Below are 24,571 nucleotides of genomic sequence, written 5' to 3' on the forward strand. Positions count from 1 at the left end.
CTTATCGGTCACGGATAAAGTTGGAAAGCCTAATTCAGTAGCTGTTGATTCAGGATATAAAACACCACATATCGTTAAATTCATCATGGACCAAGACATCAGAGCCGTTATGCCTTACACACGCCCGAGAACGAGAGATGGGTACCTTAGAAAATACGAATACGTATACGATGAATATTTTGACTGCTATCTTTGTCTAGAAGGAGAAATTCTACCTTACCGCACGACAACCAGAGACGGATACAAACAGTGCGCCTTCAAATCCTTTGAAATGTAAAGACTGTCCTCTGCAAGAACGTTGTTCGTAAAGTAAGAATCATACCAAATAATTCATCGACATGTATGACAGGATTACATAGATGAAGTAGAACAAACGTAAGACGATTAAACGGGTCTTTGCGGACGTAAAAAGAAAAGCATGGCATCCGTTGGACGACCTTAAGAGGTCTTAATAAAGTTTGATGCTTACGTACGCTGCCATGAATCTTAAGAAATTGGCAGACTGGACATGGCGAGGGCCATGTCCAGTCTAGAAAGAAATAGAAAAGATATTTTAAAATAACAGAAAACCCCACCTTCACTTAGTGCGAAGCTGGGGTTTGTCTACGGTCTGGAACCCTCCTTAAAGGAGGGTTTTAATATTGGAGTTAAGTTGTTCATTGTCACTTTAGCGAAGGATGTAGTAATCTCATCACCAGTTCAGCGTATCCGCAGCACTTATCATTAAAAAAGAGCATATAAACTTAAAGTCATATGCAATCACCCAATAAAATTGGATAATATTGCTGTATTAGTAAATAATTGTTATAATTTTGTCGGTTGGGTTAAATGTTGAACTCTTTATAAAAATTTTTTGAGGTGTCTAATTATGTGGGCACTAGTTTTGGTTGATTACTATATTCCAAGAAAAAACCGCGACTTTTACGTTTCAATACAATTAATGAGTTAGAAGATATTAATATCCATTATCCAGTTGTAGTAAAACCAATCAACTTGACAGGCGGGGCATTTGTTCGGAAGTGTGAAAATCAAATTGAGTTAAAGGCAGCATTCGAAGAAATTCAATCTTTGGTTGAATATACTGGCCAGGAAATCGGTAATGAAGTTTTATTGGAAGAATATATAGAAGGAGATGAATACTCTGTACCCACCATTAATATATGCATAGAATATCTCCTTTAAATGTTTTAACTGCTGAGTGACTTCATTTTTGTTTTAAGGAGTACCATATTTTATGATAAGGATATTATTTGATAAAGCAAATTTGGTCACTACCACAGGTTTGATCTTTGGGGTATTTAGTATTATTTGTACAGTTCAGCATGAATGGGGACTATCAATACTACTTATGTTGTTAGCTGTCTTGTGCGATGTGTGCGATGGGATCGTAGCTAGAAGATACAGGAAACAAAAAGGTGAAATATTTAAAAAAATAGGAGTACAGTTTGATTCATTAGCTGATCTCGTGCATAGCGGTTTAGCTCCTGGTTTATTTATCTATTACTATACCAATGAAACTATAATTTCTTGTGTGTTGCTTATAATAATGGTGACTTGCTGCTTCTTAAGATTAGCATACTTTAATTGTGTTGGATTAACAGATGACGGTTACTTTTATGGAGTCCCAGTTTTTTATTCACCTATGATTTTAGCTATAGTATTTTTTTGGTAATCACAATTATCCCTACCATGGTCGCCCTATATATATACGCGCTGGTTATCACTGTTTTACAAGTTAACTCTAAGATTCGTGTGAAAAAATTCAAAGACCTCAGTTTCTATATATTTATGGTTTTACTCTTATCGGAAAATTTTTATATTGTTATTTAGGAATTGGCCCATATCTGAACTAACACTATAATCTATTTAAAACTTATATCATTCTTCTGTAAAAATAGATTGTAGTTATAACCCTCTAATTAGTACAGAATTTTATTCTTTTAAGTATTTATTAAGTGAAAAGGTGGTAAATTATGTATAATTCAGTCATATTCGATATGGATGGAACATTGTTTCAAACAGAAAAAATTTTAGAACGATCTCTCGATGATACTTTCAACTATTTACGTTCATTAAATATGTGGGATGCAGCAACTCCCATTAATCAGTACCGGAACATTATGGGGGTACCTTTACCCCAAGTCTGGGAAGCATTATTACCTGAACACTCCATTGACTGGAGGGAAAAGACAGATGCCTATTTTTTAAGAAGGTTAATTGTTAATATAATGAATGGCGAAGGGGATTTATACCCTAATGTAATGGAGGTTTTAGGTTATCTAAAAGAGAATAATTATTCTATTTATATAGCAAGTAATGGTTTGACTGAATATTTAGAATCAATTGTAAAATATTTCGGGTTAGATAGCCTAGTAACTGAAACATTTAGTATTCAACAAATTGAATCTTTAAATAAATCACATTTAGTTGGGAACATTTTGAAAAAATATAATATAAGTAAAGGGATAGTAGTAGGAGACCGTTTATCGGATATAAATGCTGCTAAAGATAATGGGTTAGTCTCTATAGGATGCAATTTTGATTTTGCTCAAGAAGATGAACTTTCTCAAGCTGACATAGTAATAAATGACTTGATTGAACTAAGAACAATCTTACCGAAATTAAATTATGATGGTGTCCAAAGTTGAGGGATATCATCTTCGGAGATTGAAGTTGGTATCCATGGAAATGAGAACATGAGTTTTTTGTTGAAGGAAAGTTTTACGGGAAACAAAGTTCCGTTATTATAAAGAAAAATACTAAAATGCAGAATCGAGGATCATGAACCCAGCGGAAATCAAGGTGGACGTGTCGATACAATCGAGGGACAGATCATCTATCATAGCATAGAAGACCCTGGATTATTTTGAACAAAAATTAGCGATTCATTCTCCTTCAAATTCTTCGAATTATTGGGGGTTAGACGCTAAGGTCTTATTCTACTTTTTGCTCGATGTATTTTTTGATCACTTCAATTGTTGCTCCTCCAGTGGGGAGGAGTATGTAACTTTTACTCCAAAAATATGGTTTCCAATAGAATTTAGAGAGTTCCTCCGGGAACTCTTTTCTTATGTAACGAGATGTAACTGTCTTATAACTGTTTATAGTATTGGCTAAGTTTATTTGAGGAGGTACATCGAACAGGATATGTATATGGTCCCCTTCGCAAAATGGACGGATCATATACAATCGAGGTATGTTAAGAAAGCGTTATGTGAAAACTCAGAGTACTTTCTCTGGTTTTTTTTTATAAAATGTGTAACGTTTTCCTTTGTGTAGTTACTAAATAAATGACAGCATCGAAAGGAGGTACATTATTGGATGAATTTAAACAATTGTACGATAAACATGAAAAACAGATTTCTAAATACCTTTTTTATTTAGTTGGAGACAAACATATTGCTGAAGAATTGACCCAAGAGACATTTTTTCAAGCATTTAAGTCAATACGTCGTTTTAAAGGTAAAAGCAAAGTGTCTACTTGGTTATTCCAGATTGCCAAGAATACATTTTATACTTATATGAGGAAGAATAAGAAGATTGATAGAAATAGAAATGTAGATCCCGCTACTGTCCAAGAGAGTCTGGCTTTCCAGCAAACACCTGAGGAAATATATGAAAAAAAAGAAGAATCTATTCGCTTAATGAATGCATTAAAAAAACTGAAACAACCGCAACAAGAAATCATGATTTTACGTTTGTATAGTGAATTGAGTTTTAAGGAAATCGGTGACATTTTTGATAAGACTGATCTATGGGTAAGGGTTAACTTCTATAGAGCTAAGAGTAAGTTGTCAAATATTCTTGATGGAGGTGTAAAAACTTGAGAAAGCAATGCAGTGTAGTTAAAGATTTACTTCCGATGTATAAAGAGGATCTTACAAGTGAAGAAACAAACCAATTTATTGAGGATCATGTGGAGTTATGCAAAGAATGTCAGGATTACTTGGAGGGTATTGAAAAGGTTCTGCCAGCAGACGGATCAACAGGTTCAATTGACGATAAATCCGATCAGCAGCTACTAAAGGGTGTTAAACGCAGTATGAACAACCTTATATTGTTGTCTTTGCTAGTTGGTGTTTTCATTGGTTCCTTAGTATTCTTTAACCTAATGCTATCACTAGTTGTATTGGGTATTGCGTTGGTGTTTTTTGTGATTAGAACTAAAAATGAAGGAGTGAGGAGCAATATGAATAATAAATCGTTCCTAATTACGGTCTTAATAGCAAGTTTGTTTTCTTTAACAATTTCTTTGAAACTATCCTTTAATCTGGGTGTGTATGCAGATGATTATGGTGGAAACGTAATCCAGGCTTCTGGTGGATGGTTCTGGCTTTATATGCGTTGGGTAAATGTAGGCTTAGTTCTTCTTATTCTTATTATTACTGTAAAGAAGTTAATAAATCGTTAAAAGGCAATTCCAATTTAGAAACTTGTAGGGATATTTGCTTTCTCTACAAGTTTTTTTGTGTTTCTTATCATAATGAAAAATATCCATAAGCGTAATATTATACATCATAATGATTCATTTTGCTCTAAATATATATTGAAAAAACATATGGCATTTTTTCTTTTCTGTTGTAAATTCACCTTCGATTTTCTCAACAATAATACATATACATTTCTTATTCTACTTGTTAGTTTAAATGTATAAGAAATACTGAAATCATAAACAATTGAACATAAACTCTACTCGGTTCTGTTCATATAGGGGGAATAATTATTAAAGGGAATAAATTTATAGTTATCATTACAACATTTTTAATTGTCCTTTGTGGCATTGTTATTTTCAACTTTAAAAGTACACCGAGTACAGCAAACACGAATGAAGATAAGGATAGTACAGATGTGGTAGAGGTAGAAATCAATGAAAACTCAATTAAAGAGCAGCCTACTCTTGGAGATGAGGAGGTAAGTGTTCAGATAGTAGAGTTTGGAGATTTTATTTGCCCGGCTTGTCAGACGTGGAATGAAACGGTCTTTCCAATAATTAAAGAAGATTATATAAAATCTGGGAAAGCAAAATTTTCTTTCGTAAATGTGCTCTATCATGATGACTCGGAACTAGCTTCTTTAGCTGCTGAGGTAGTACACAAGAGAGATCCCAACTCCTATTGGGAGTTTCATGACAACTTGTTCCGTCAAATTAAAAAAGAAAGAGAAATAGACCAAGAAGGAATAGAAGAACTTATAAAAAAACACACAAGCATTGCAATAGAGGATCTAAATGAAGATATAAAAAGCCCGGAATTCGCAAGAGAGTTGGAGTTGGATAAGAAGCTAATTAAAGAGCATGGAGTATCTCCAACACCATCTCTAACGATTAATGGAACACTGTTAGAAAACCCATTTGACTATGAAGAGATTGAAAAAGCGATCAATGGGAACAGAGAAGGGACATGAAAGAAATAGAGAATAAATCATCGTCGAATTGGTTGCTCTACCTTGCATGGATGGTATCCATAGCCGGAACCCTTGGAAGTCTCTATTTTAGTGAAATTAGAGGATTTATCCCATGTGATTTGTGTTGGTACCAACGTATTCTCATGTACCCATTAATAGTTATTCTAGGTATTGGTACATTTTTTAAAGATTCTGCGGTTAAAAGATATGTTTTGCCTATGACTATAATAGGGAGTCTCCTATCATTCTATCATTATCTCCATCAGAAGGTTCCAGGATTGATGAAGGTAGAGTCTTGCAAATATGGGGTTCCTTGCAATATGGAATATATAAACGTATGGGGTTTTATTACGATACCGTTTTTAGCGATGATTGCTTTTGTGACAATAGCAATTCTTCTATCAAGCAAACTGCTTAGGTAAATCGGTTATTGAAGGGGGTGAGAAAAATGTAGGTAATTAGAAATATGCCATCCGATACATAACTAAAAATTTAGAGGGGAAATTTAAAATAAAAAAGATAATTGTCTTGTTTCTTGTAGCTATTATGAGTCTTAGCTCTACTGCTGCTTTCGCTGCTGAGAACACTAAAGGAAATTTAGATGTTAATCAACTGAAAAAAGAGAAAGCGAAAGTTGAGAAAGTTGAAAAGTTAAAAAAAGATATTGCGAAAATTGAAAGTGTAAATTCTGATGAACTAGAAGAATTTTACGAGGAAAACAAAAAGTGGATTGCTGACGTAAACGACAGACTTGATGATCATTTGGCTAGTATTCCTGAAGATGAAAAAGAAGCCGAATTGCTAAAATTACGTGATGGAGAGAATCAATTTAGTACAATGGCTGTCACTTCAAATTATTTCAATGATCATTATTTCCACTTAAGAGATGGAAGATGGACTTATAGCATGTGGCCTAAGACATCTACTAGATGGTTGAGGTCTTATGCTAGTGCTGGATGGACTGAACTGACAAACTATTATTCAAACATTAATACAAGTAGTTTGAAAGATCAATATTGGTGCCATTTTGAAGCGTTCGTTGAATCAGATTGGGATATTGAACAAGGGCGACCAGATGTAGGTTTAGTTAAGACAATTGCTGCTTTCTGTAATCCAGAATAATAAAGCATTTAAACAATTATTATAAAATTGATTTGAAACTACAAACTACTTTTTAGGAATGAGAGGAAAAACTATATGAAAAATAAATTTAAAAAAATGGTTTTCATCGCATTAACTACACTGATGGTGTTGGGCAATTTCACTCCCGCTTCCGCAGCAAGTGAAAAGAATGAATTTGAGTACTTAAGGAACGCAATCGCAACAATTGACGCTGTACCCTCAGAGGAAAGAACTCAATACGAAGAAGATAACCGTGATTGGATTGATGAAGTTGGAGATAGACTGGAAGCTTATTTAGAAACTTTTCCAGAAGAAGAGCAAAATGATGTAGTTAAACGTCTTTTAAGCGATGACTTTATGGATAAAAGTGCAAGTCTTAGCGATAACTCTATGGTACAAATCGCAAGTCTTAGTGGAAATCTTGACGAATACTTTACTGACGTATGGTATCATTACCGTGGTGATTATTGGACATATTCAATGTATCCGAAGTGGTCCGTCAGACTTTGGGGGCCAACAATGGAGGCTGCTTGGGATGAATTAGGAAGAAATTATTATGGTATCCGCAATGACAACGGAAGTTTATGGAACCAATATAAATGCCATTGGGATTATGATGTTTTTGGTGCAGTAGCAGGAAGCTGGGATTTAGAGGTGGGTAGACCGATTGTTTCTGGCACGAAAATGTTTACGTCACGTTGCAATCCGGAGTAATTAAATAATCAAATTTATTGAATGCCTTTTGATAAAAAACAATTTTTCACCTAAGAAAGATGTCTTTCATCATGCTATCATCTCCTACAAGTTGCCAACCAAGTAAACTTTGGTTCTAGTATGCACATTCGGCAGATGCGTTATACAAAGCTATCAAAAAAGTGTTCCTTTTTATAGGAACACTTTTTTGGTAATGCCAATCACTCTTCAATTAGCGCCCCCTCTAACTGAATACTGAGCTATTGATAAATGTGACAAAAGATATAATAGAACAGCCCATAAATACGATCTCTCAGGTTCTTTTTTTATCTTAAAAGATTCAATACATAGAGCTAACTAACATAAGCAGTCCGTAAAACAACTGTAAAAATGGTAGAAGCTCGCTTCGATTAGAAACTAGACCATAGACTGATAAAATAATTAAAAAGTCCTATTACTCGTCTACTTATTTTATTAAAAAAACTACTCCTTTTTAGTGTGAAATGTAATAATTGCCCAACATATTAGAGTGAAACTTTAGTTAATTGCTATATCATCATGTTTTAAAACTGAAAATGCGACTTCCTAATTTTTATCATTCAGGAAGCAATATTGGGAAATGTGCTCTTTGGTATTTACGCTTTGGTGTCGGAGGGATACCTGAAAGTACCACAAGTCGTGCATCCTCCCATTCAGTGGATTTTTTTATTTATTACGCCTCATCACTATATGAAATGTATTACTGTATTCGCTAACTGTAGTTGCAATATCATCCCAAATCTTATGATCGCTTCGAGTTGAAGTTGTTAATAAGCAAGCCTTTTAAAGACGTACTAAGAGATCTCCAGCTAAAAAAGAGCTTAGTTATTCGCAGCATCAACTTAGCAGAGGTACTTTTTTGCTGTTCCTACAATGGCCAAACATGTACCCATTATTACAATTTATAGTTCAGGTGCGCTTGCTGCAAATAGAAGCGACACTTGTAGATTGACAAGAGAAAACATTCACAGATACAGCGTCAGAATTAATAGCAATAAATAAGCGTATTTCACGGCTTTCAGTGATTAATCCGTTATTCAAATATCAAAGACCTGTTTATACAATAAATTTGGGTTTCATTGTCGCGGCGTTTATCGGAAGTTTTGCGGGGAAACTCAACTCGCACTCTCGGCATCCTCTAAAGAACAAGGCTAAAATCAGGTTTTGACAAATATATCATACTTCGCTATAATGATTTATATCATAGTACGCTATGTAAAAGGTGGTGTTTGATTGGACAAAAGAATACGTAGATTTTATATGCCAATGACGGAAACTAGCTTTTATATCCTGTTTGCTTTACAAAATGAAATGCATGGTTATAGTATCATGCAGTATGTAAAAGCCCTTACAAAGGGTGAAATAGCTTTAGGAGCAGGGACGGTTTATACCAGTTTGTCCAAAATGGAGAAAGATGGGCTAATTGTTCTTGTGAAAACAGAGAGCAATCGAAAGTTTTATAAAATTACTGACTTAGGACGTGAAATATTAGACATTGAAATCCTGCGTATTGAAAGATTATATAAAAACTCAAGAACATAGGGAGGGATGCAATAATGCTTAAAAAGAAAACAATCAGAAGGAGTTTTTATATATCCGATTTTGAGGAGGAGCAAGAATTTTTATCCTCTCAACACAACGCAGGATGGAAATTGGCTGATATAAGATATAAGAGATATTTATTTGAAAAGTGCGATAAAGAAACTGTTATCTATCAGATAGACTTTAATCCGAAAGAGCAGCGTAAAAGTGAATATGTACAATTATTTACTGATTTTGGATGGGAATTCATCACTGAAAAAGACGGCAGATTTTATTTTTCAAAACCTGCTTTACATTGTAGCGAAGAGAAAATATTCAGTGATCGTGAAACGAAAATCGTCATGTGCAGAAAGATTATCAAGCGCAAGCTGGTTCAACTTATCCCACTATCGGTCATCTCGGTTTTCATTTCGTGTGCAATAGCATTAAATATGTTTCAATATAGATTCTTCCCATTAGGCATCATTTTCATTGTATCGTTGATATGGCTTGGCGGATTAATACTGACTCTTTACTCAATGAAATATTTATCAGGATTTTTCAAACTCAAGAAAATAATCGAAGAAAATATGAATTAGAAAGGAGACATGATTATGTATGGTTGGTTAAATATCGGAAGCCTTGTGCTGGGTTTGATTGCATGGATATTACCTATTGCAAGTCTGGCAAAGCATAATAAGGATAATAACACAACTTGGGTTTTATTTTCGATAGCAAGTATTACTGCCTGTGTAATCTCACTATGTTTTCAAATTTTATACAACGATTACTTAGTCAGGATAGAGGATTGGTCGGCGCTTATGGACACTTCTAAAGGTGTGGTTCGTCTTTCATTCCTACTAGCTGTAGTAACTATTGTACTTAATGTAATTACTGCAATTGTATATAACAAAAAAAGTGGATGAAAAACTACTCATAGATGAAACAGGAAAAGCATTATCATTGTATTAGGGCTTCCAGCTCAAAACAATACTAAAATGAAATACAACGCAGTTCAACCTGCGTACACCTCATAGCATTCGACTAAAAACAACCACATAGGCTCAGACTAAACAAGTGGCTTACTGAAAAGAGGATACTATACTCTATAAGCAGTTCAAACAGCTGCGTTTACCAATGAAAAATGTGTAATAAAAGCTTCTCGGCATTTCGGTAAAAAGCACGGTGATAATGGAGATTGGGCAACTGGTCTTCAGCTTTTCCTTATTCAATTATTGGGATTTGAAAAATCAACTGCAAATATGCTTTTTCTCCCTCACAACGGTTCGGCTTACCCCTAAACGTCAAAGGGGTTTAATTATTGGGAATCCAAAACAAAAAGCAACCTCCTGATTAATATGACATAGGGGAGGTTGCTTAATACATTTCTTAACATAGCCATTTACACAACAGGTTACTTTGAAGGGGATGTGTTGGCCGTCGTTATATTAATATCGCCCCCTTGAGGATCCGGCAGTTCATCGTCCGCGTATGTAGAGGTACCAACAGAAGTTCCAACCAGAAGTAATGCTGCAGTCATAAATAAGTATTTGAATTTAAGTTTCATCTTTATTTCTCCTTTGTTAAGCTTTTAAGTAAAAAATAAGCTTTTTTGTATTTATGTTTTTTTTCATAGTACTCCGCTAGTAATTGAGTAAACTCGACTATAGTGGCGCGATCTTTTTTTGCTTTAAAGTGGGGTAAAGCGGTTGAATACATGTATTCTTCAAACGTGGCGGACCTCTCTGTTTTATCTATAAAGAATTGAAGAACTTGAAATTTTATAAGATAGTCAGTGTTTTTTTTACCTGTAGAATATCTATTTACCTCTGACGCGATTTCCTGAGCCTCTCTATGTTCATTTAAATGTAAATGGGTTTTTGCTAAAAGGTACAAGGTATTACTTAGGTCACCGTTTTCCCCTTTATAAGAAATAGATTTTTTGTAATATTTAACTGCTTCTATATAGTTCTCCATTTGGTTATGTATGAGACCCATATTGTGATATACTTTTGCTTTTAATTTTTTATCTAAATTATTGTCTAATCCATATAAGATGGCCTGGTACATAGCTAAAGCTTTATCATTTTCACCCATTTTGCGATAGTTTACCGCCAGGAGAAGATTGCAATTTTTACATAATCTATAATTTAACTTACTCTCATATCGTGAGAGAGCCATGGTTGTGTAGTAGGTTGATATAGATATGTTTTCAAGTTTAGTATATACAAGGCCCATCTGGTAATATATCTCTTCGATGTCCTGCCTCTCCGTTGAGAGTTCTGCTTCTTTATAGTGCTTGAGAGAAAGTTCTAGATCTCCGAACATATAATTATATAATCCACAGAACCGATGATAAAAGTCAGATGAAAATGGCTCGAGATAATCAGTTAAAGTGAGGATTTCTAAATAGGTTTGTTCAGACCTTTCAACTCGACCTCTTAGCAACTCGATTCTTAATGAAAATAGTTTCTTCACAAGATAGAACGAAGGGAGAGTGAGAGATTTATAGTTTCTCTCAATACTGTTGAATAAGGAGACGGCTTCTTCTTCCCCAGAATATTTAATTGCAGTATATAACCTTTCGATATCATCCCTAAACCTTGGAATTAGCTTTGTAGGATCAACCGATTCGATGTTCTGTATATTTAGCTTATCGCAAATAAGAGAAACGATTTCAGGATTCGGATTTAGTTTATCGTTTTCGATTTTACTAAGATAAGATATAGAACATACCCCGTAGGCCAAAGCGGATTGTGGGATCTCTTGTTTCTTTCTCTCAAATTTAATTCGACTTCCCAAAGTGAATTCCTGTATTACACACACCTCCTTTTACCTATATATTATCAGATTTTGTAATATTTTGTGTAAAAATGTAATTAAAAATTGTCTTGAGAGTAGCATCGAAAAAATCTTATTACTAAATAAAAATAGTAAGTCAGATGTTAAGATATAATTGCAATATCAAGGTGATAGACTACTTGAAGACATACTGTTTAGGATTAATTAGATGAAATTGATAATTGAAATCATGCGAAAAATGAACTATATCGGCTTTAATTACGGCTTATGATATGCTTGGAAAAGAAAATTTACAGATATTAATATTTGATGACGATGAATATAAAGATTTAGGACTAAAAGTTGATCATTCTGAAAATTTAATTATAGAAAATAATAAAACTGGATTTATACCTTTTTATTCTCCTAATTAAGATTAAATAAAAATCTTTTTAGAATAAATGGAGATGTTATATATATTAAATTTGAATAAAAGATTATAAAAAAGCCATTGGCACATTTACTAATGCCTTTTTTGCCTCTTAAATCGTCACGGTGAACCTTATCATAAATAGAGTCATAAGCAAGGAGTATCATTTGATTCAGAGGAGAATCCTTGTGGAAATGCAATGATTATAACAGCTGCGGCCATCATCGCAAAAAAAGGCCTAGCAAGGTGCAGGCCAAACCAATGAAGAATATGCGGAATCTACTGCTTCGTACAATCTGTGGAGCAATGTTATCGCTGTTGTGGAGTCAACGTGGACAAGTCTTCGACTCGGAAATCTCCATGTTTTCGGTTACTTCGCTTTCCTTCTCCAATGAAGGGGACGTCAAGTCAGTTCTTGGTCATTTATGAGTTTCGTTTCGCTTTGGGTTGTTTGAACACTTCGTCCTGCCACAGTTGATACAGATAGATGATAAACGCAAAACCGACCATCATAGCAACAATAGCTATTGTAGACAAAGTCGATTCACTCGAAACAAGCCCCATCCGTTGCCATACCGGGTAAACGATGTACATAAATAACCCGTCCAAAAGTATATTGACAGTCAAATACATCCAAAATTTCCCGAAAGTAAAGCGGAATATCCAGATAACTATAACTAAATATGCTCCATACACCCAAGGAACCGGGACGACTTTATCCCACCCGAACAGACTGGAACCTGTCTCTTTCCACCATCCGTAATGGTAAGCCGCTTGATATGCCAAGGTATGAATAACGGTCATAAATAGAGCGACCGGCATGTACCTGCGTACAGTATCCATTTTCAAAAAAAACAAGGACGCCCAAGGCAATACCAAGAGTGACCAGAGAATAATCTGTTTCATGTCATTAATACCCCACATCATTTTTATGTATAGTGTTACTCACGGTTAATATATTTATTCGATTTATCCGATAAAAGTAACTGAAACACCGACTTGGTTAAGCAGAATAACATTCCAATTGGGAATAATGTTTGCGGTTGGCTACGATTTAGGATTTTATCTCATTCTTTATATACCATTTAAGCTTGGTGCTTTCTATTTAAATGCTGATATATACTTTATTTTTTTAATGGGTAGACAATTGACATAACAGGAAGACAATATTCTGTTTTCCTGTTTGTCACCAAAAGGAAACTCATAGTCGAACAACACTCTGAAATATCCCTGATCCACAACTTTAAAAATTATGTCGCCTTAATTGGGTACCATTGAGCATTTACTCTTAATCCAAATTCTCTTTAGGTTTTTCTTTATGCTTCCTATTTTTAACCTCGGTAAATAGGTTATCTGAGGCACTTGGTTGTGTTTTTGATGTATCAATTGGGGGATTAGATTGATTTGATTCAATCAATGCTTTCAACATTTGGATATCCTCTTTCGTAGCATATTGCTTATCAGATTTCAGCATATAACCTAACTGCCCGTTTGATTCTATTGTTGCCCATTGTAAATCAGTAAAATGCTGAATGTTTTGTTGTCTCATTCGTACTTCAAGCATATCAACAGTTAACCTCAGCTTTTTTAAATTGCTTTCATTAACTTGCCCGTTTTCGACTACTAAAAGTGATTTTCCATATATAAAAGTTTCTAGAGCATTCGACCTCAAAACCACATACTCAATAGAAATAAGCGTAAGTACCATTAAAAAGGTAATCACCATTGTGATCCAGATGTTTCTGTCACCCACAGGTTGAATAATCAATGATCCGACCGCTATCATCATGACAGTCTGAGCAACCGTAAGCTGTGAGATTGACTTTCTTCCAGCTAACCGTAAAATAAGGACTCCTCCAATGACAACGACAATTGCTTTCCATATGAAGTGAAAATCCATAAGAACCCCCCTTTCTGAATAATCAATTTTGTTTAGTGCTTTTTTTCTTTTTTTCTACATTTTCTATGGTTTCTCCAGGGGGAAGATTATATAACCTGCTCTTAGGGTCATATATTTTTTGAGAAGGCCATAGTCCATGATGTCCTGAAAATAAATAGCTGACTAAACATGCAACCCAAAAGTACTCTAATCCTTTTCCGTTAAACATTTCCATTGCCAGCAGGAAAGCGGCTATAGGGGTATTGGCACCCCCGCAAAAAACCGCGATTAATCCTAAAGCGGCAAGAAATGACATAGGTAAGTCAATGAACGTGTGTAAGGCATTACCTAATGTTGCCCCGATAAAAAATAAAGGAATGGCTTCCCCGCCGACAAAGCCGCTGCCTAAGGTTACCGCAGTAAATACCAGCTTGCCCAGGAAAGCAAAAGGCGGCACCTCTTCTGAAAAAGATTGGTGCAGCATTTGTAATCCCCGGCCATTGTAGTCTTGTGAACCAACAATTAAAGTTAATGCCACAATGACAATTCCTCCAAAAAAGGCTCTCTTCATATGGTTTTTCTTAAAAAGCTTTTCAGAGAAATTTTGTATTCCGTGCCTCAACTGACAGTATAAAACACTCATCATGCTAAAAATGACTGCTAAAAGAATAACTTTTATAAACGTAATAGATGATATTTCCGGTACGGTTTGTATAATGAATTCTTCGTGTTTATGTCCCCAGGCAGCTGTAGTTACATAGTGGCCAACGAAGCTGGCCGTAAGACAAGGAACAAGTGCTTCAAATTTCAGCTTTCCTAAAACAGCCATTTCCATGCCAAAAACAGCACCAGTTATGGGTGCTCCAAAGGCAGCCCCGAACCCAGCACTTATACCACTCATAATTAAAATTTTCTTGTCGAATCGGTTCACCTTAAAAAATTTGTTGACAGTTGCAGCTACACTTCCTCCCATTTGGACAGCGGCACCTTCTCTTCCTGTTGAACCTCCAAAAAGGACTGTGACAAAAGTTGCGAAATAGACGATAGGTCCCATTCTCCGCGGCACCTGTTTTTTTCCATGGACTGAGTCTATTACGAGATTATTTAATTCAGCAGTATCATTCAAAGTATTATTCAAAAATACCTTTCCGTAGTTCATATATATGTATCCTATAAGGATTCCTCCTATGGGGAGAAGGAAGATGAGCCAATCTCGTTTTAAACGGATATCATCTCCGAGATAATCGTTAGTTTCTAAAAGGAAATAGGTTGTCGAACCAACAACTATTCCAATTATGCTTCCAAAGAGAACCCATTGACCAAGAATTGAAAAAAAGTTTTTATTATTCAGAAGCATCAACCATTCACCTCATTTCAAATCTAGTGGAAATATCGATTCTATTTTTGCCCATTGTATTAAAATTATTAAAATAAGTATGTAATAACTAATTATTGAATGAAGCAAGAGGGGTCATATTCACAAATTCAGATTAAAGAAATGTGTTTTTACGCACTTATTTAAAAATCGCTCATTTAGATTTATCACGAAGAACCGTACCACAAATGTGGTAAAACAAAAGGTTGAACTTGTCCTAGATAAGGAGTTATTATATAGACTTTTATAAAAATAAGGATACCGTACTTCATTAGTACGGTATCCTCAATGAAAATTCAATTCATAGAAGAATTTTTAATAAGTTGTGCTAAATAAACCAGCCCCTTCTCTCCATTCTAGATAGTTATCCTTGTACGAAGAAACAAAATTCTTATGAGTTTAATAGCTTGTTCTTTTCAATCTGAAATTCTTTTTCAGTAAGGTAGCCCTGTTCTTTTAATTTTGCTAGTTTTACCAGTTGATCAACAGTCTGCTTATTAGGATTACTATAATGCTGAGGAACAACTACCAAGACTTGATTTTGACTTATACGTTTTGTGACTCTATAACCTTGGTCTGAGGCTGTTGCAATCCCTTCATTGTTTGGTTTGCAATAATGATTCGGTTTGCATGTGCCATCATCCCGAACTAGAAGTTGCCCCATTAGACCAACCGCCACCCATTCCGGTCTTTTGGAGCGTGGAATATATTCCTTAGTCGATTCCCAATTAGGGTTCAATATCGGCCTCCGTTCTCTCCGTTGCGGCACGATGACATTACCGCCAGAGTCAAATACTGCTGGGAGTGAGACATCTTCGTACAAAATTTCACCCCATTCAGTAGTCACAAACTTATGCTTCCATCGTAGCTCTCCGCTATTGGCCAAGAAAGCCGGCTTTGCGCTTGTGATTCCCAGCATATAATCGTCTTGACTATTCGCTATACGCACTTTATCCTCTTCCAATGTAACGAAGTAGCCGAAATCAATCGGATTTCCATCCATCGTTTCAAACATTTCCGCATAGTCTGCTGCCGGGGTGGTGACGGCGCCATCAATTTTGACGTTACCGTCGCTTAATATTTTAGCTGCCAAACCTGGATTCGAAGCATCTGTACCATTAGCCAAGTACCACGAATAAGGAAGCTCGTTTGCCGCGCCGAATTGTCCCATGATATGAACGCCCTCCAAAAAATCCGCATCCGTCGATTGCCCCTCCGTATGGGAGAATAATCCGGAGGCAATTGTGTTCACTCCCTCCGCGTGCGAAGTGAAACCGCTCGCAATGGAAAGAGCGCCTTCTGCATGAGAGCTTTGGCCGATTGCCTGTGTCTGATTTCCTTCAGCATGGGAAAGATCGCCAGAAGCCACGGTGCGCTGCCCCTCCGCATGGGCAAAAATGCCGCTAGCCACTGTCAAGTTCCCTTCAGCGTGAGAAGCTCTTCCGTTTGCTTCCGTCTGGTCGCCTTCTGCATGGGAAGATTCTCCTTGAGCCATCGTACCTTGTCCTTCTGCATGAGAAACGAGCCCGCTAGCAACCGTATTTTCTCCCTCGGCATGAGACGCAATGCCTGAGGCTGTAGTCAAGTTTCCTTCTGCATGGGCAGCTAAATTTATAGCTGTTGTAAACCGCCCCTCGCTGTGAGAGTCCTGAGCACTAGCCATTGTATGGTTTCCCTCAGCGTGAGAATGTGCTCCACCGGCCGTTGTGGCGTATCCTTCTGCATGGGAAGCCACTCCATTGGCTGTGGTAGAGGCACCCTCGGCGTGTGCTATATCAGCCGTCGCTTCGGTAATATAACCTTCTGTATGGGAAGCATTTCCCACAGCTCTTGTATTGATTCCTTCCGCATGTGAGGCTGACCCATTGGCGACTGTGCCAATTCCTTCTGCTTCCGAACAAGTTCCTATAGGATTTTGATTACATCCATTGGACATGGTTATTCCTCTCCTTTTATAAAATTGATTAAAAACTCGTTAAGAGGCCTATCATTCAAAACAAAACAAATCTAATGAAAAAAGATAATAGTTGTAGATGATGTAAGATGTTACTCATCACGATCTAGCTAGTAAATATCCGGGGAGTGCTAATCCAGGCAGAATGGAGTAATGAGAAACGTAATATTAAGATGATGATAACCATCCGTTCATAGATTTTTTTCTGAAAGATAGTAAGTTCACTCTTATTTTTATGTTATGGTCAAGGTAAACATTGGTTTGGACAAATTTTCTAATTGGAATAGAATGTCCACTATTGTTATTATTATGAAATAGGAAGATGTTGGTTGTAATCATAGAGAAGACTCTGATGGGGATAGATGAAGGTGAACTTCATATAAGGTCATTTTAGGTTGGTTTAGTTAGGAATAACAAAGGAAACTCATGGATTTAAAGGTATCCTTGGAGTAGATTTTATGTCCAAATCTGGCATATTGATTAATTATAGGAAATAATAGTGAAGTAGAAATAAAGAATATATGATCCCCTATAATTGAAACTCAAAGATTATTAACCTCATTTAGAATATTCACGGTGAACCGTACCACAAATAGTGGTAAAACAGAGGGTTGAAGTTGTTATCAAAAAGATATATTAAACGAGATATAAATCAATCCTCGCCCTTATTTTTCCAATTCTTTATTACATCTTTGTTTAGAACCATTAACGGCAGCATTATTAGGAGTTTTCATATTAGGCGAATACTTAAGCTTAACTTCTTGGTTAGGAATTTTCCTCTTAATGCTAGGTATCGCAATATTAATATGGTCATCCAAAAGTTCTGATAGCAAAAAGGAACATAGAGTGGTTTAGGAATCAGTTAAATTGTAAAAAGGCAATAAAAGTTTAAATAAGGGAAAAAGGGGTCAGACCGCCGGTAAGTTAATGCTCACTGGAGATCTGCCCCCTTTTTTCAAAAGAGATGAGCTTTACTAAGACACAGAAAAGCCTCCCTCTTCTTTCAATCCATCTTTCTCTATAAATTCATCTAGCAGAGCACGTACTTCACCGGTGGATTCTGTGTCCATCAGACGATTTCTCAGCTCACTCGCTCCCCGGAACCCGCGTACGTAAATCTTAAAGAAGCGGCGGAGTGGTTTGAAGGGCCGCGGCTCGAGTTCTTCGGAGTATTTATCATGAAGATCGAGCTGGAGTTTTAAAAGGTCGAGCAGTTCCTGGCTGGTATGCTCTTTCCTCTCTTTTTCGAAAGCGAACGGATTATGGAAGATCCCCCGTCCGATCATAATGCCGTCCACGCCGTATTTCTCCGCAAGTTCAAGTCCCTTCTGGCGGTCAGGGATGTCGCCGTTGATGGTCAGAAGCGTATTAGGAGCGATTTTGTCACGAAGTTTCTTGATCTCAGGAATCAGCTCCCAGTGAGCATCGACATCACTCATTTCCTTTTTTGTACGGAGATGGATGGAAAGATTGACAATATCCTGTTCCAATAAGTGCTTCAGCCAGTCGCGCCATTCCTCCACTTCGGTATAACCGAGACGGGTCTTCACACTGACGGGAAGTCCTCCCGCTTTGGCTGCCTCGATGATTTCCGCTGCGACATCCGGACGGCGGATCAGGCCGGATCCTTTCCCATTCGCTGCGACATTGTGCACAGGGCAGCCCATATTAATATCAACTCCGCGATAGCCCATTTTTGCCATACCGATACTCATTTCACGGAAGTATTCGGGCTTGTCCCCCCAAATATGGGCGACGATCGGCTGTTCATCTTCCGTGAACGTCAGACGCCCACGCACGCTGTCTTTTCCTTTCGGATGACAGTAGCTTTCCGTATTCGTAAACTCTGTAAAAAACACGTCAGGTCTCGCCGCTTCACTCACGACATGGCGAAAAACGATATCGGTTACGGCTTCCATCGGTGCCAGAACAAAAAACGGCCGAGGCAACTCATGCCAAAAATTATCTTTCATAATATATTTAAACCCTTTCCTTAAGGAAAACATGTTCCCAAAATTAAAAAGTAAAGTGCTATAGTTTTATCCATTCCCAGTTAGGCTGGATTTCAACCAGTATATACTTTAATAGTAATATACGAAAAGTGCAAGGGGACGAGTCGTCTTGTTTCCTCATTAATAAAAGAAAAACTATAAAAGATAGACGAAAAAAGAGTCGGTCCGCCAGTCAGCTAACGCTACGCACATTGGGGACTGGCTCTTTTTGCTTTAAAAATCATACCTGAAAATGAAAATTTCACTCAATAATAGTAAACAAATTCTGTAAAAAATTGCTATAATGATTTTTAGGTTAGCAGGGTAACTCCTGCATATTGAATGAAAGTAAAGGGGAGCGGTAAATGTCTGAGTTGAATGAAAACCCGTTAATGAAGAGCGATGAAAAGAAACCAAAGATTAAGGCGGAAAGAAAAGAAGGGGAACCGACTTCTGCTTTCAAAGGGGCAAGTTGGGCAGCTTTGGTAATAGGTGTATCCGCTTATCTGATCGGCCTGTTCAATGCGGGAATGGAACTGAATGAGAAGGGGTATTACTTTGCTGTACTGGTATTCGGATTGTATTCAGCTGTATCCCTGCAAAAAGCAGTAAGGGACAAGGAAGAGGATATCCCTGTTTCGGGCATCTATTACGGGCTAAGTTGGTTTGCAGTGATTGTAGCCATTTCCTTGATGGCGATCGGACTTTACAATGCCGGTAGTATCATCTTAAGTGAAAAAGGATTTTATGGTATGTCATTTGTTCTTAGTCTATTTGCGGCAATCACCATTCAGAAAAATATTCGAGATACGCAGTTGGCTAGAGAAAGAGATTAATAATGGGGGCGGTACTGATGACAGTACAGCCCTTTGTCGTTAGGATGCTTTTCCCAAAATCCACACCCCTCCCCACCCTCATGAGTACTTTGGAGGCAATGCAAAGAGATTGGACCGAGTGAACAAAAAGTACGATCCGTTTAATATCCCCAGGGGCTGAGTTGATGGGCGTGGGAAGATTCCTATTTCCATATTTTTGTTTACTAGGTTTCCAGATCTTTGAAAGTGGACTTTGCACTTTTTTAAGAGCTCTAAATAGTATATAATTATCAGATAATGGTAGATATTTTGATCCCTAAATCATTATAATAGAATATGGTATGGTTATAACAGAACAAGTGAATTCCAGGGGGGCGCCTTGCTTTAAGTGAGACCCGAGCAGGAGCGCTTACTCTTTTTTGAAAATATTAAGAGTAAGGAAGGTTATCATGAGCAGCATACAGAAAAAAACAGACGTTATTTTAATTGGTGCCGGAGTCATGAGCGCGACTTTGGGATCTTTGCTGAAAGAGTTAGCACCTGAATGGGAAATCAAAGTGTTTGAGAAGCTCGCAAGTGCAGGAGAAGAAAGCTCGAACGAATGGAATAATGCGGGTACGGGGCATGCTGCATTGTGCGAGCTTAACTATACGTCCGAGAAATCTGACGGATCGGTAGATATAAGTAAAGCAATTAAAATCAATGAACAGTTCCAGCTTTCAAGACAGTTTTGGTCGTATCTTGTAACCCGTAATCTGATAGGTGATCCGACAGACTTTATCATGCCTATCCCTCATATGAGTATGGTACAAGGGGAAAAAAATGTATCGTTTTTGAAAAAACGATTGGAAGCGCTGTCAAGCAATCCCTTGTTTCAAGGGATGGAATTTTCCGATGACCCTGAAAAACTGAAAGAGTGGATGCCGCTCATCATGAAAGGCCGTACATCGAATGAACCGATAGCGGCAACCAAAATCGACTCTGGGACGGACGTCAACTTCGGGGCATTAACACGAATGATGTTTGACCATTTAAAGAGGCAAAATGTCGAGATAAACTACAAGCATAGTGTCAAGGATATTAAACGTACCAGTGACGGATCGTGGGAAGTCAAGGTGCATAATATCGACAGTGGTAAAATCGAACACCACACCGCAAAATTTGTCTTTATCGGCGGTGGGGGCGGAAGTCTTCCTTTACTACAAAAAACCGGTATTCCTGAATCGAAACATATTGGAGGGTTCCCGGTAAGTGGACTGTTTATGGTATGTAACAATCCGGAAGTAGTAGCGCAGCATCATGCCAAAGTATATGGTAAAGCCAAGGTGGGGGCTCCTCCAATGTCCGTTCCACATCTTGATACACGATATATTGATAACAAAAAATCGTTACTGTTTGGACCGTTTGCCGGATTTTCGCCCAAGTTCTTAAAAACGGGATCAAATTTGGATTTAATCGGTTCCGTCAAACCGAATAACGTCCTCACGATGCTCGCGGCAGGTGCCAAAGAGATGTCATTGACCAAATACCTGATCCAGCAAGTGTTGTTGTCGAATGAAAAGCGCATAGAAGAACTACGGGAGTTTATCCCTAATGCTAAACTTGAGGATTGGGATATCGTAGTGGCCGGCCAACGTGTGCAGGTAATCAAAGATACTGAGGCAGGCGGGAAAGGAACACTTCAATTCGGTACGGAAGTGGTTAGTGCCGCTGATGGTTCGGTAGCTGCATTACTTGGTGCTTCCCCAGGAGCATCTACTGCCGTTCACGTTATGCTTGAGTTATTCGAAAAATGTTTCCCGCAGCATATGAATGAGTGGGAATCGAAACTGAAAGAAATGATTCCTTCATATGGGGTGTCACTAGTGGAGAACCCAGAGTTGTTTAAAGAAATTCATTCTTCAACAGCAGAGACGCTTGGTCTAAGCGAGAAAGAGTTAGCTTACAGTTAATTCCCTGCAAACCTTTAACAGGTAAATATGTTCGAAATAAACCCAAGCTTATTATCAATATCGGCTTGGGTTTATTTATTGTAATCTATCAGAATTCTATCTTGGTAAATCTACACTAGGTTACTGGTAGATAGAAAAGCCGGTAAATTAAGAAAGTGCGCCTTCTCCATTCTTTTGTAAAGATTTCATGAAGAAACCCCCATTATAAAGGATTTTCCATTGGCATCTAAGAATGTATACCTTTAAAACAGGTTTATTAAAAGGGGAGTCAAACATGAAGTGGAATGTAGCTATTCGCAAACCTTTTCTTATGAGAGGGTGGGAGAACTATCCGAAGACCTGGAAATTTATGATTGATGTAGGAATTTTAGTAAAGTACAAAACGTTGAATAGAAAAAAGCTGCCTAAAACGTTAACACTACCCAGTTCCACTGTTCTCTATATAGATTCTGGGGAAAATCGGGGAAGGGCACTACTGATCAGCAATGGGGTGACTCAAAAAAGGCTCGCTCGATTTTGGTCCATGGCTGTGAAGAAAATGAATCCCGACCTGGTCATAGATGTAGGCGTGAATTATGGGGAGTGTATCTTCTCTATTCAGTATTCATCCGAGACCAGGATAATAGGCGTTGAGGCGAACAGCCGTTTATTACCATTTATTGAACAATCCAAAGAAGCCCATCCTAACCGGTCACAAATAGCAATCTACAACGCAATCGCTTCGGATAGAGACAATGAACAAAAAGTTTTCTTTGTTGATAGGCATTGGTCAGGAACCTCTTCAGCCACTTATGAACCTTCTCATAAGTTAATAGATAAGGTACCTGTCCAGTCCATCACCATTGATACCATCTGTCATGATCAAACCTATGAAACAGTCCTTTTTAAGGTGGACGTTGAAGGATATGAAGCGTTTGTTTTAAAAGGGATGACCAACTTATTCAAAACAAGTAAGTCAATCCTTGGATTCATTGAGTTTAATAGTGAGTACCTTGAAAAGCTGGGTATCAGTGTAGATGAGTTTCTCCTGTTTCTACAAACGTACTTTACGATCTACGTATATAAGGAAGACCATAGCCTGGTAAAGGCAGTCCATTACAACCATATGGACCTGAAAAATTTGTTTGGAACAGATTATATTCATACGGATTTTTTATTGGTGAGTGATGAATCCTTTATCGAACGAATGCATATAAACAATGTGTAAAGCTCCACCTCATCCTGGGGTGGATTTCTTATGATACCACTCATAAAACGTACCCGCTTCCTCTTTCGACACCCCAAACAATAAACTCTCGTGGGTCGGATTTGACCGATTCGAGAACATGATGGTAGCCACTCCAACCTTCCGCTCCAGCCATGAGTGTTTCACGGTCACCTGCTGAATCCGGTCCCGATGGGTGACGAAGGTTTCGTTCAACCAGCCTCCTTTTCGAATTTGCACGGTGTGACCGTTGCGGGTGTAACTTGTAAACCAGTAATCAAGGATTCGCAGGAGGATGGATACTCCAAAGACAATCCCTGCGATCCATATCCATTCCATTTTAAAGATCCATAGGCCCACTCCAGCAGCAATCGTCAAATAATAAGGTTGGAAGAGCTTCAGCCAAAGGACCTTTAGTGGAAAGCGTACCATCTCCTCTTTGATTGGGTAGTGGGGAAGGATGGTGTGCAGCATGTCATAAGCTTCACGTTTTGGCATAAAGGGATATAAAGAACTTATTTCCTCTTTTCCACCTTCAGAGGAGCCGGCACTGATCAACTTGATCGACACAAGGCCGAGAATCCTTTTCACAATGGTTTGTTCCACTCTGACAGCTTGTACTTTATTCTTTGAGATTGAGTAGCTGACCTCATTCCCAATCCCTTTTTCGATATAAATTCGTTCAAGGTCATCACTTATGACATAGTTTCCGTACTTGATAGAAGTCTTGACGAAACCGATCAAGATGGACAGGGTCATGGTAGCGAGGAAAAGGAGGATCAGGATCCACACATGATTCAGTAAGTAGTGCCAGGCACTTTCTGCTGATTCTTCGATGGCAAAGAAATCGGCCAGATTGAAATAGATGGCACTTACTAATGGGAAGATCGCCAGGAAACTGAGTGATGTGAAGGATGCTTTAATCAGGTCTTTCCTGGTTGTTTGAAAGTGTACCGTGCGTTTTGGCTTTATACCTTCTTCCGATTCATCTCTTTCTTGCTTCCGTTCGAGGTAAGATAAAATGCGATCTTTCTCTCCTTGTGTGATGACGGGAAATTCAAATTGGGCATTTTCTCCACTCGTCCCTGTTTCCATGGTTAAAGAAGTTAATCCGAACCAGCGATGAATGAAGGCCGTATTGGACCTATGGCTGTGGATCCGATCCCAGGAGACCGTTTTTTGCTTTTTAACGAACATCCCTTCTCTGAAGAGGATAGTTTTATTTCCTAATTCATAGTGGTTAAAAACCCACTTGGCAAAGATGGATAGTACAGCCCCCACTGTTGCAATCAACAGGGCGGAGCGGCCCCATATTACCCATCCGGCTGTTGAATTCGCCTTCAGAAGGAACAGGAGATATAGAATCCAAAGAGATTCTTTGCAGATGATACCAATTCCACGATGATATAGGC

25 protein-coding genes and 2 pseudogenes are annotated in these 24,571 nt (G+C 37.7%); 18 read left to right on the forward strand and 9 right to left on the reverse strand.

The annotated features are described in order from the left end of the window. Positions 1 to 7 precede the first annotated feature (7 nt). The 4 genes and pseudogenes from AC6CIB_RS17865 to AC6CIB_RS17880 all read left to right on the forward strand — a co-directional run. Positions 8 to 533, forward strand: a pseudogene (locus AC6CIB_RS17865) (transposase); the annotation flags it as partial. A 427-nt stretch (positions 534 to 960) separates the two neighbouring features. Next, positions 961 to 1,182, forward strand: a complete 222-nt coding sequence (locus tag AC6CIB_RS17870) for an ATP-grasp domain-containing protein (protein ID WP_498283489.1) — start codon at positions 961 to 963, stop codon at positions 1,180 to 1,182. A gap of 52 nt (positions 1,183 to 1,234) precedes the next feature. Continuing rightward, complete coding sequence (locus AC6CIB_RS17875; RefSeq protein ID WP_498282936.1) at positions 1,235 to 1,672, forward strand: CDP-alcohol phosphatidyltransferase family protein; 438 nt, start codon at positions 1,235 to 1,237, stop codon at positions 1,670 to 1,672. Between the two features lie 301 nt (positions 1,673 to 1,973). Then, positions 1,974 to 2,648, forward strand: coding sequence for an HAD hydrolase-like protein (locus AC6CIB_RS17880; RefSeq protein ID WP_498282938.1), 675 nt, complete (start codon positions 1,974 to 1,976; stop codon positions 2,646 to 2,648). Between the two features lie 286 nt (positions 2,649 to 2,934). Here the strand turns inward: AC6CIB_RS17880 and tnpA are convergent. Continuing rightward, positions 2,935 to 3,165: pseudogene (gene tnpA / locus AC6CIB_RS17885) on the reverse strand (IS200/IS605 family transposase); the annotation flags it as partial. Positions 3,166 to 3,317: 152 nt separating this feature from the next. Here tnpA and AC6CIB_RS17890 point away from each other — a divergent pair. The 9 genes from AC6CIB_RS17890 to AC6CIB_RS17930 all read left to right on the forward strand — a co-directional run bounded on the left by AC6CIB_RS17890 (position 3,318) and on the right by AC6CIB_RS17930 (position 9,704). Next, on the forward strand, positions 3,318 to 3,827 hold the full coding sequence (locus tag AC6CIB_RS17890; protein ID WP_498282940.1) for an RNA polymerase sigma factor: 510 nt from the start codon (positions 3,318 to 3,320) through the stop codon (positions 3,825 to 3,827). Next, positions 3,824 to 4,411 (forward strand): zf-HC2 domain-containing protein, encoded by a 588-nt coding sequence (locus AC6CIB_RS17895; protein ID WP_498282942.1) that lies wholly within the window; start codon positions 3,824 to 3,826, stop codon positions 4,409 to 4,411. The genes AC6CIB_RS17890 and AC6CIB_RS17895 overlap by 4 nt, the downstream gene beginning before the upstream one ends. Positions 4,412 to 4,848: 437 nt before the next feature. Next, positions 4,849 to 5,403, forward strand: a complete 555-nt coding sequence (locus AC6CIB_RS17900) for a DsbA family protein (RefSeq protein WP_498282944.1) — start codon at positions 4,849 to 4,851, stop codon at positions 5,401 to 5,403. After that, the gene (locus AC6CIB_RS17905; protein ID WP_498282946.1) at positions 5,400 to 5,825 is read left to right on the forward strand and encodes a disulfide oxidoreductase; all 426 of its coding nucleotides are present in this window, start codon (positions 5,400 to 5,402) and stop codon (positions 5,823 to 5,825) included. Before AC6CIB_RS17900 ends, AC6CIB_RS17905 begins: the two co-directional genes overlap by 4 nt. 106 nt (positions 5,826 to 5,931) lie before the next feature. Then, positions 5,932 to 6,525 carry a DUF2599 domain-containing protein gene (locus AC6CIB_RS17910; protein ID WP_498282948.1) on the forward strand — a complete coding sequence of 198 codons (594 nt, stop codon included), beginning with the start codon at positions 5,932 to 5,934 and terminating at the stop codon, positions 6,523 to 6,525. Between the two features lie 75 nt (positions 6,526 to 6,600). Beyond that, the gene (locus AC6CIB_RS17915; RefSeq protein ID WP_498282950.1) at positions 6,601 to 7,239 is read left to right on the forward strand and encodes a DUF2599 domain-containing protein; all 639 of its coding nucleotides are present in this window, start codon (positions 6,601 to 6,603) and stop codon (positions 7,237 to 7,239) included. 1,251 nt (positions 7,240 to 8,490) lie between these two features. Beyond that, entirely contained in the window at positions 8,491 to 8,799 is a 309-nt protein-coding gene (locus AC6CIB_RS17920) for a PadR family transcriptional regulator (protein ID WP_498282952.1), read from the forward strand. A 14-nt stretch (positions 8,800 to 8,813) separates the two neighbouring features. Beyond that, positions 8,814 to 9,377, forward strand: a complete 564-nt coding sequence (locus AC6CIB_RS17925; protein WP_498282954.1) for a DUF2812 domain-containing protein — start codon at positions 8,814 to 8,816, stop codon at positions 9,375 to 9,377. Between the two features lie 15 nt (positions 9,378 to 9,392). Next, positions 9,393 to 9,704 (forward strand): hypothetical protein, encoded by a 312-nt coding sequence (locus AC6CIB_RS17930; RefSeq protein ID WP_498282956.1) that lies wholly within the window; start codon positions 9,393 to 9,395, stop codon positions 9,702 to 9,704. A 488-nt stretch (positions 9,705 to 10,192) separates the two neighbouring features. On the opposite strand, the gene AC6CIB_RS17935 is transcribed toward AC6CIB_RS17930, so the two are convergent. The 6 genes from AC6CIB_RS17935 to AC6CIB_RS17960 all read right to left on the reverse strand — a co-directional run bounded on the left by AC6CIB_RS17935 (position 10,193) and on the right by AC6CIB_RS17960 (position 17,179). Continuing rightward, positions 10,193 to 10,345: a hypothetical protein gene (locus AC6CIB_RS17935; protein WP_498282958.1), complete on the reverse strand. Its 153-nt coding sequence runs from the start codon at positions 10,343 to 10,345 to the stop codon at positions 10,193 to 10,195. 2 nt (positions 10,346 to 10,347) lie between these two features. Continuing rightward, positions 10,348 to 11,580 carry a tetratricopeptide repeat protein gene (locus tag AC6CIB_RS17940; RefSeq protein WP_498282960.1) on the reverse strand — a complete coding sequence of 411 codons (1,233 nt, stop codon included), beginning with the start codon at positions 11,578 to 11,580 and terminating at the stop codon, positions 10,348 to 10,350. An 832-nt stretch (positions 11,581 to 12,412) separates the two neighbouring features. Next, positions 12,413 to 12,895 carry a hypothetical protein gene (locus AC6CIB_RS17945; RefSeq protein WP_498282962.1) on the reverse strand — a complete coding sequence of 161 codons (483 nt, stop codon included), beginning with the start codon at positions 12,893 to 12,895 and terminating at the stop codon, positions 12,413 to 12,415. A gap of 382 nt (positions 12,896 to 13,277) precedes the next feature. Then, positions 13,278 to 13,889: a DUF421 domain-containing protein gene (locus AC6CIB_RS17950; RefSeq protein WP_498282964.1), complete on the reverse strand. Its 612-nt coding sequence runs from the start codon at positions 13,887 to 13,889 to the stop codon at positions 13,278 to 13,280. A gap of 22 nt (positions 13,890 to 13,911) precedes the next feature. After that, complete coding sequence (locus AC6CIB_RS17955; protein WP_498282966.1) at positions 13,912 to 15,225, reverse strand: voltage-gated chloride channel family protein; 1,314 nt, start codon at positions 15,223 to 15,225, stop codon at positions 13,912 to 13,914. A gap of 409 nt (positions 15,226 to 15,634) precedes the next feature. After that, positions 15,635 to 17,179, reverse strand: a complete 1,545-nt coding sequence (locus tag AC6CIB_RS17960; protein ID WP_498282968.1) for a peptidase G2 autoproteolytic cleavage domain-containing protein — start codon at positions 17,177 to 17,179, stop codon at positions 15,635 to 15,637. Between the two features lie 750 nt (positions 17,180 to 17,929). On the opposite strand from AC6CIB_RS17960, the gene AC6CIB_RS17965 reads away from it, so the two are divergent. Beyond that, complete coding sequence (locus tag AC6CIB_RS17965) at positions 17,930 to 18,052, forward strand: hypothetical protein (RefSeq protein ID WP_498283491.1); 123 nt, start codon at positions 17,930 to 17,932, stop codon at positions 18,050 to 18,052. 119 nt (positions 18,053 to 18,171) lie between these two features. Here AC6CIB_RS17965 and AC6CIB_RS17970 read toward each other — a convergent pair whose 3' ends face one another. Beyond that, the gene (locus AC6CIB_RS17970) at positions 18,172 to 19,170 is read right to left on the reverse strand and encodes a tRNA dihydrouridine synthase (protein WP_498282970.1); all 999 of its coding nucleotides are present in this window, start codon (positions 19,168 to 19,170) and stop codon (positions 18,172 to 18,174) included. Positions 19,171 to 19,553: 383 nt separating this feature from the next. On the opposite strand from AC6CIB_RS17970, the gene yiaA reads away from it, so the two are divergent. From yiaA to AC6CIB_RS17990, 4 genes are all read left to right on the forward strand, one after another. Next, on the forward strand, positions 19,554 to 20,024 hold the full coding sequence (gene yiaA / locus AC6CIB_RS17975; protein WP_498282972.1) for an inner membrane protein YiaA: 471 nt from the start codon (positions 19,554 to 19,556) through the stop codon (positions 20,022 to 20,024). A gap of 58 nt (positions 20,025 to 20,082) precedes the next feature. Continuing rightward, positions 20,083 to 20,184 (forward strand): BBE domain-containing protein, encoded by a 102-nt coding sequence (locus AC6CIB_RS17980; protein ID WP_498283493.1) that lies wholly within the window; start codon positions 20,083 to 20,085, stop codon positions 20,182 to 20,184. A gap of 244 nt (positions 20,185 to 20,428) precedes the next feature. Next, positions 20,429 to 21,955: a malate:quinone oxidoreductase gene (locus tag AC6CIB_RS17985; RefSeq protein WP_498283495.1), complete on the forward strand. Its 1,527-nt coding sequence runs from the start codon at positions 20,429 to 20,431 to the stop codon at positions 21,953 to 21,955. A gap of 274 nt (positions 21,956 to 22,229) precedes the next feature. Continuing rightward, entirely contained in the window at positions 22,230 to 23,162 is a 933-nt protein-coding gene (locus AC6CIB_RS17990; RefSeq protein WP_498282974.1) for an FkbM family methyltransferase, read from the forward strand. Between the two features lie 9 nt (positions 23,163 to 23,171). Here the strand turns inward: AC6CIB_RS17990 and AC6CIB_RS17995 are convergent, their stop codons facing one another. After that, positions 23,172 to 24,452: a PH domain-containing protein gene (locus tag AC6CIB_RS17995; protein WP_498282976.1), complete on the reverse strand. Its 1,281-nt coding sequence runs from the start codon at positions 24,450 to 24,452 to the stop codon at positions 23,172 to 23,174. Positions 24,453 to 24,571: the final 119 nt, after the last annotated feature.

Source organism: Rossellomorea sp. GQ25, from assembly GCF_059758515.1.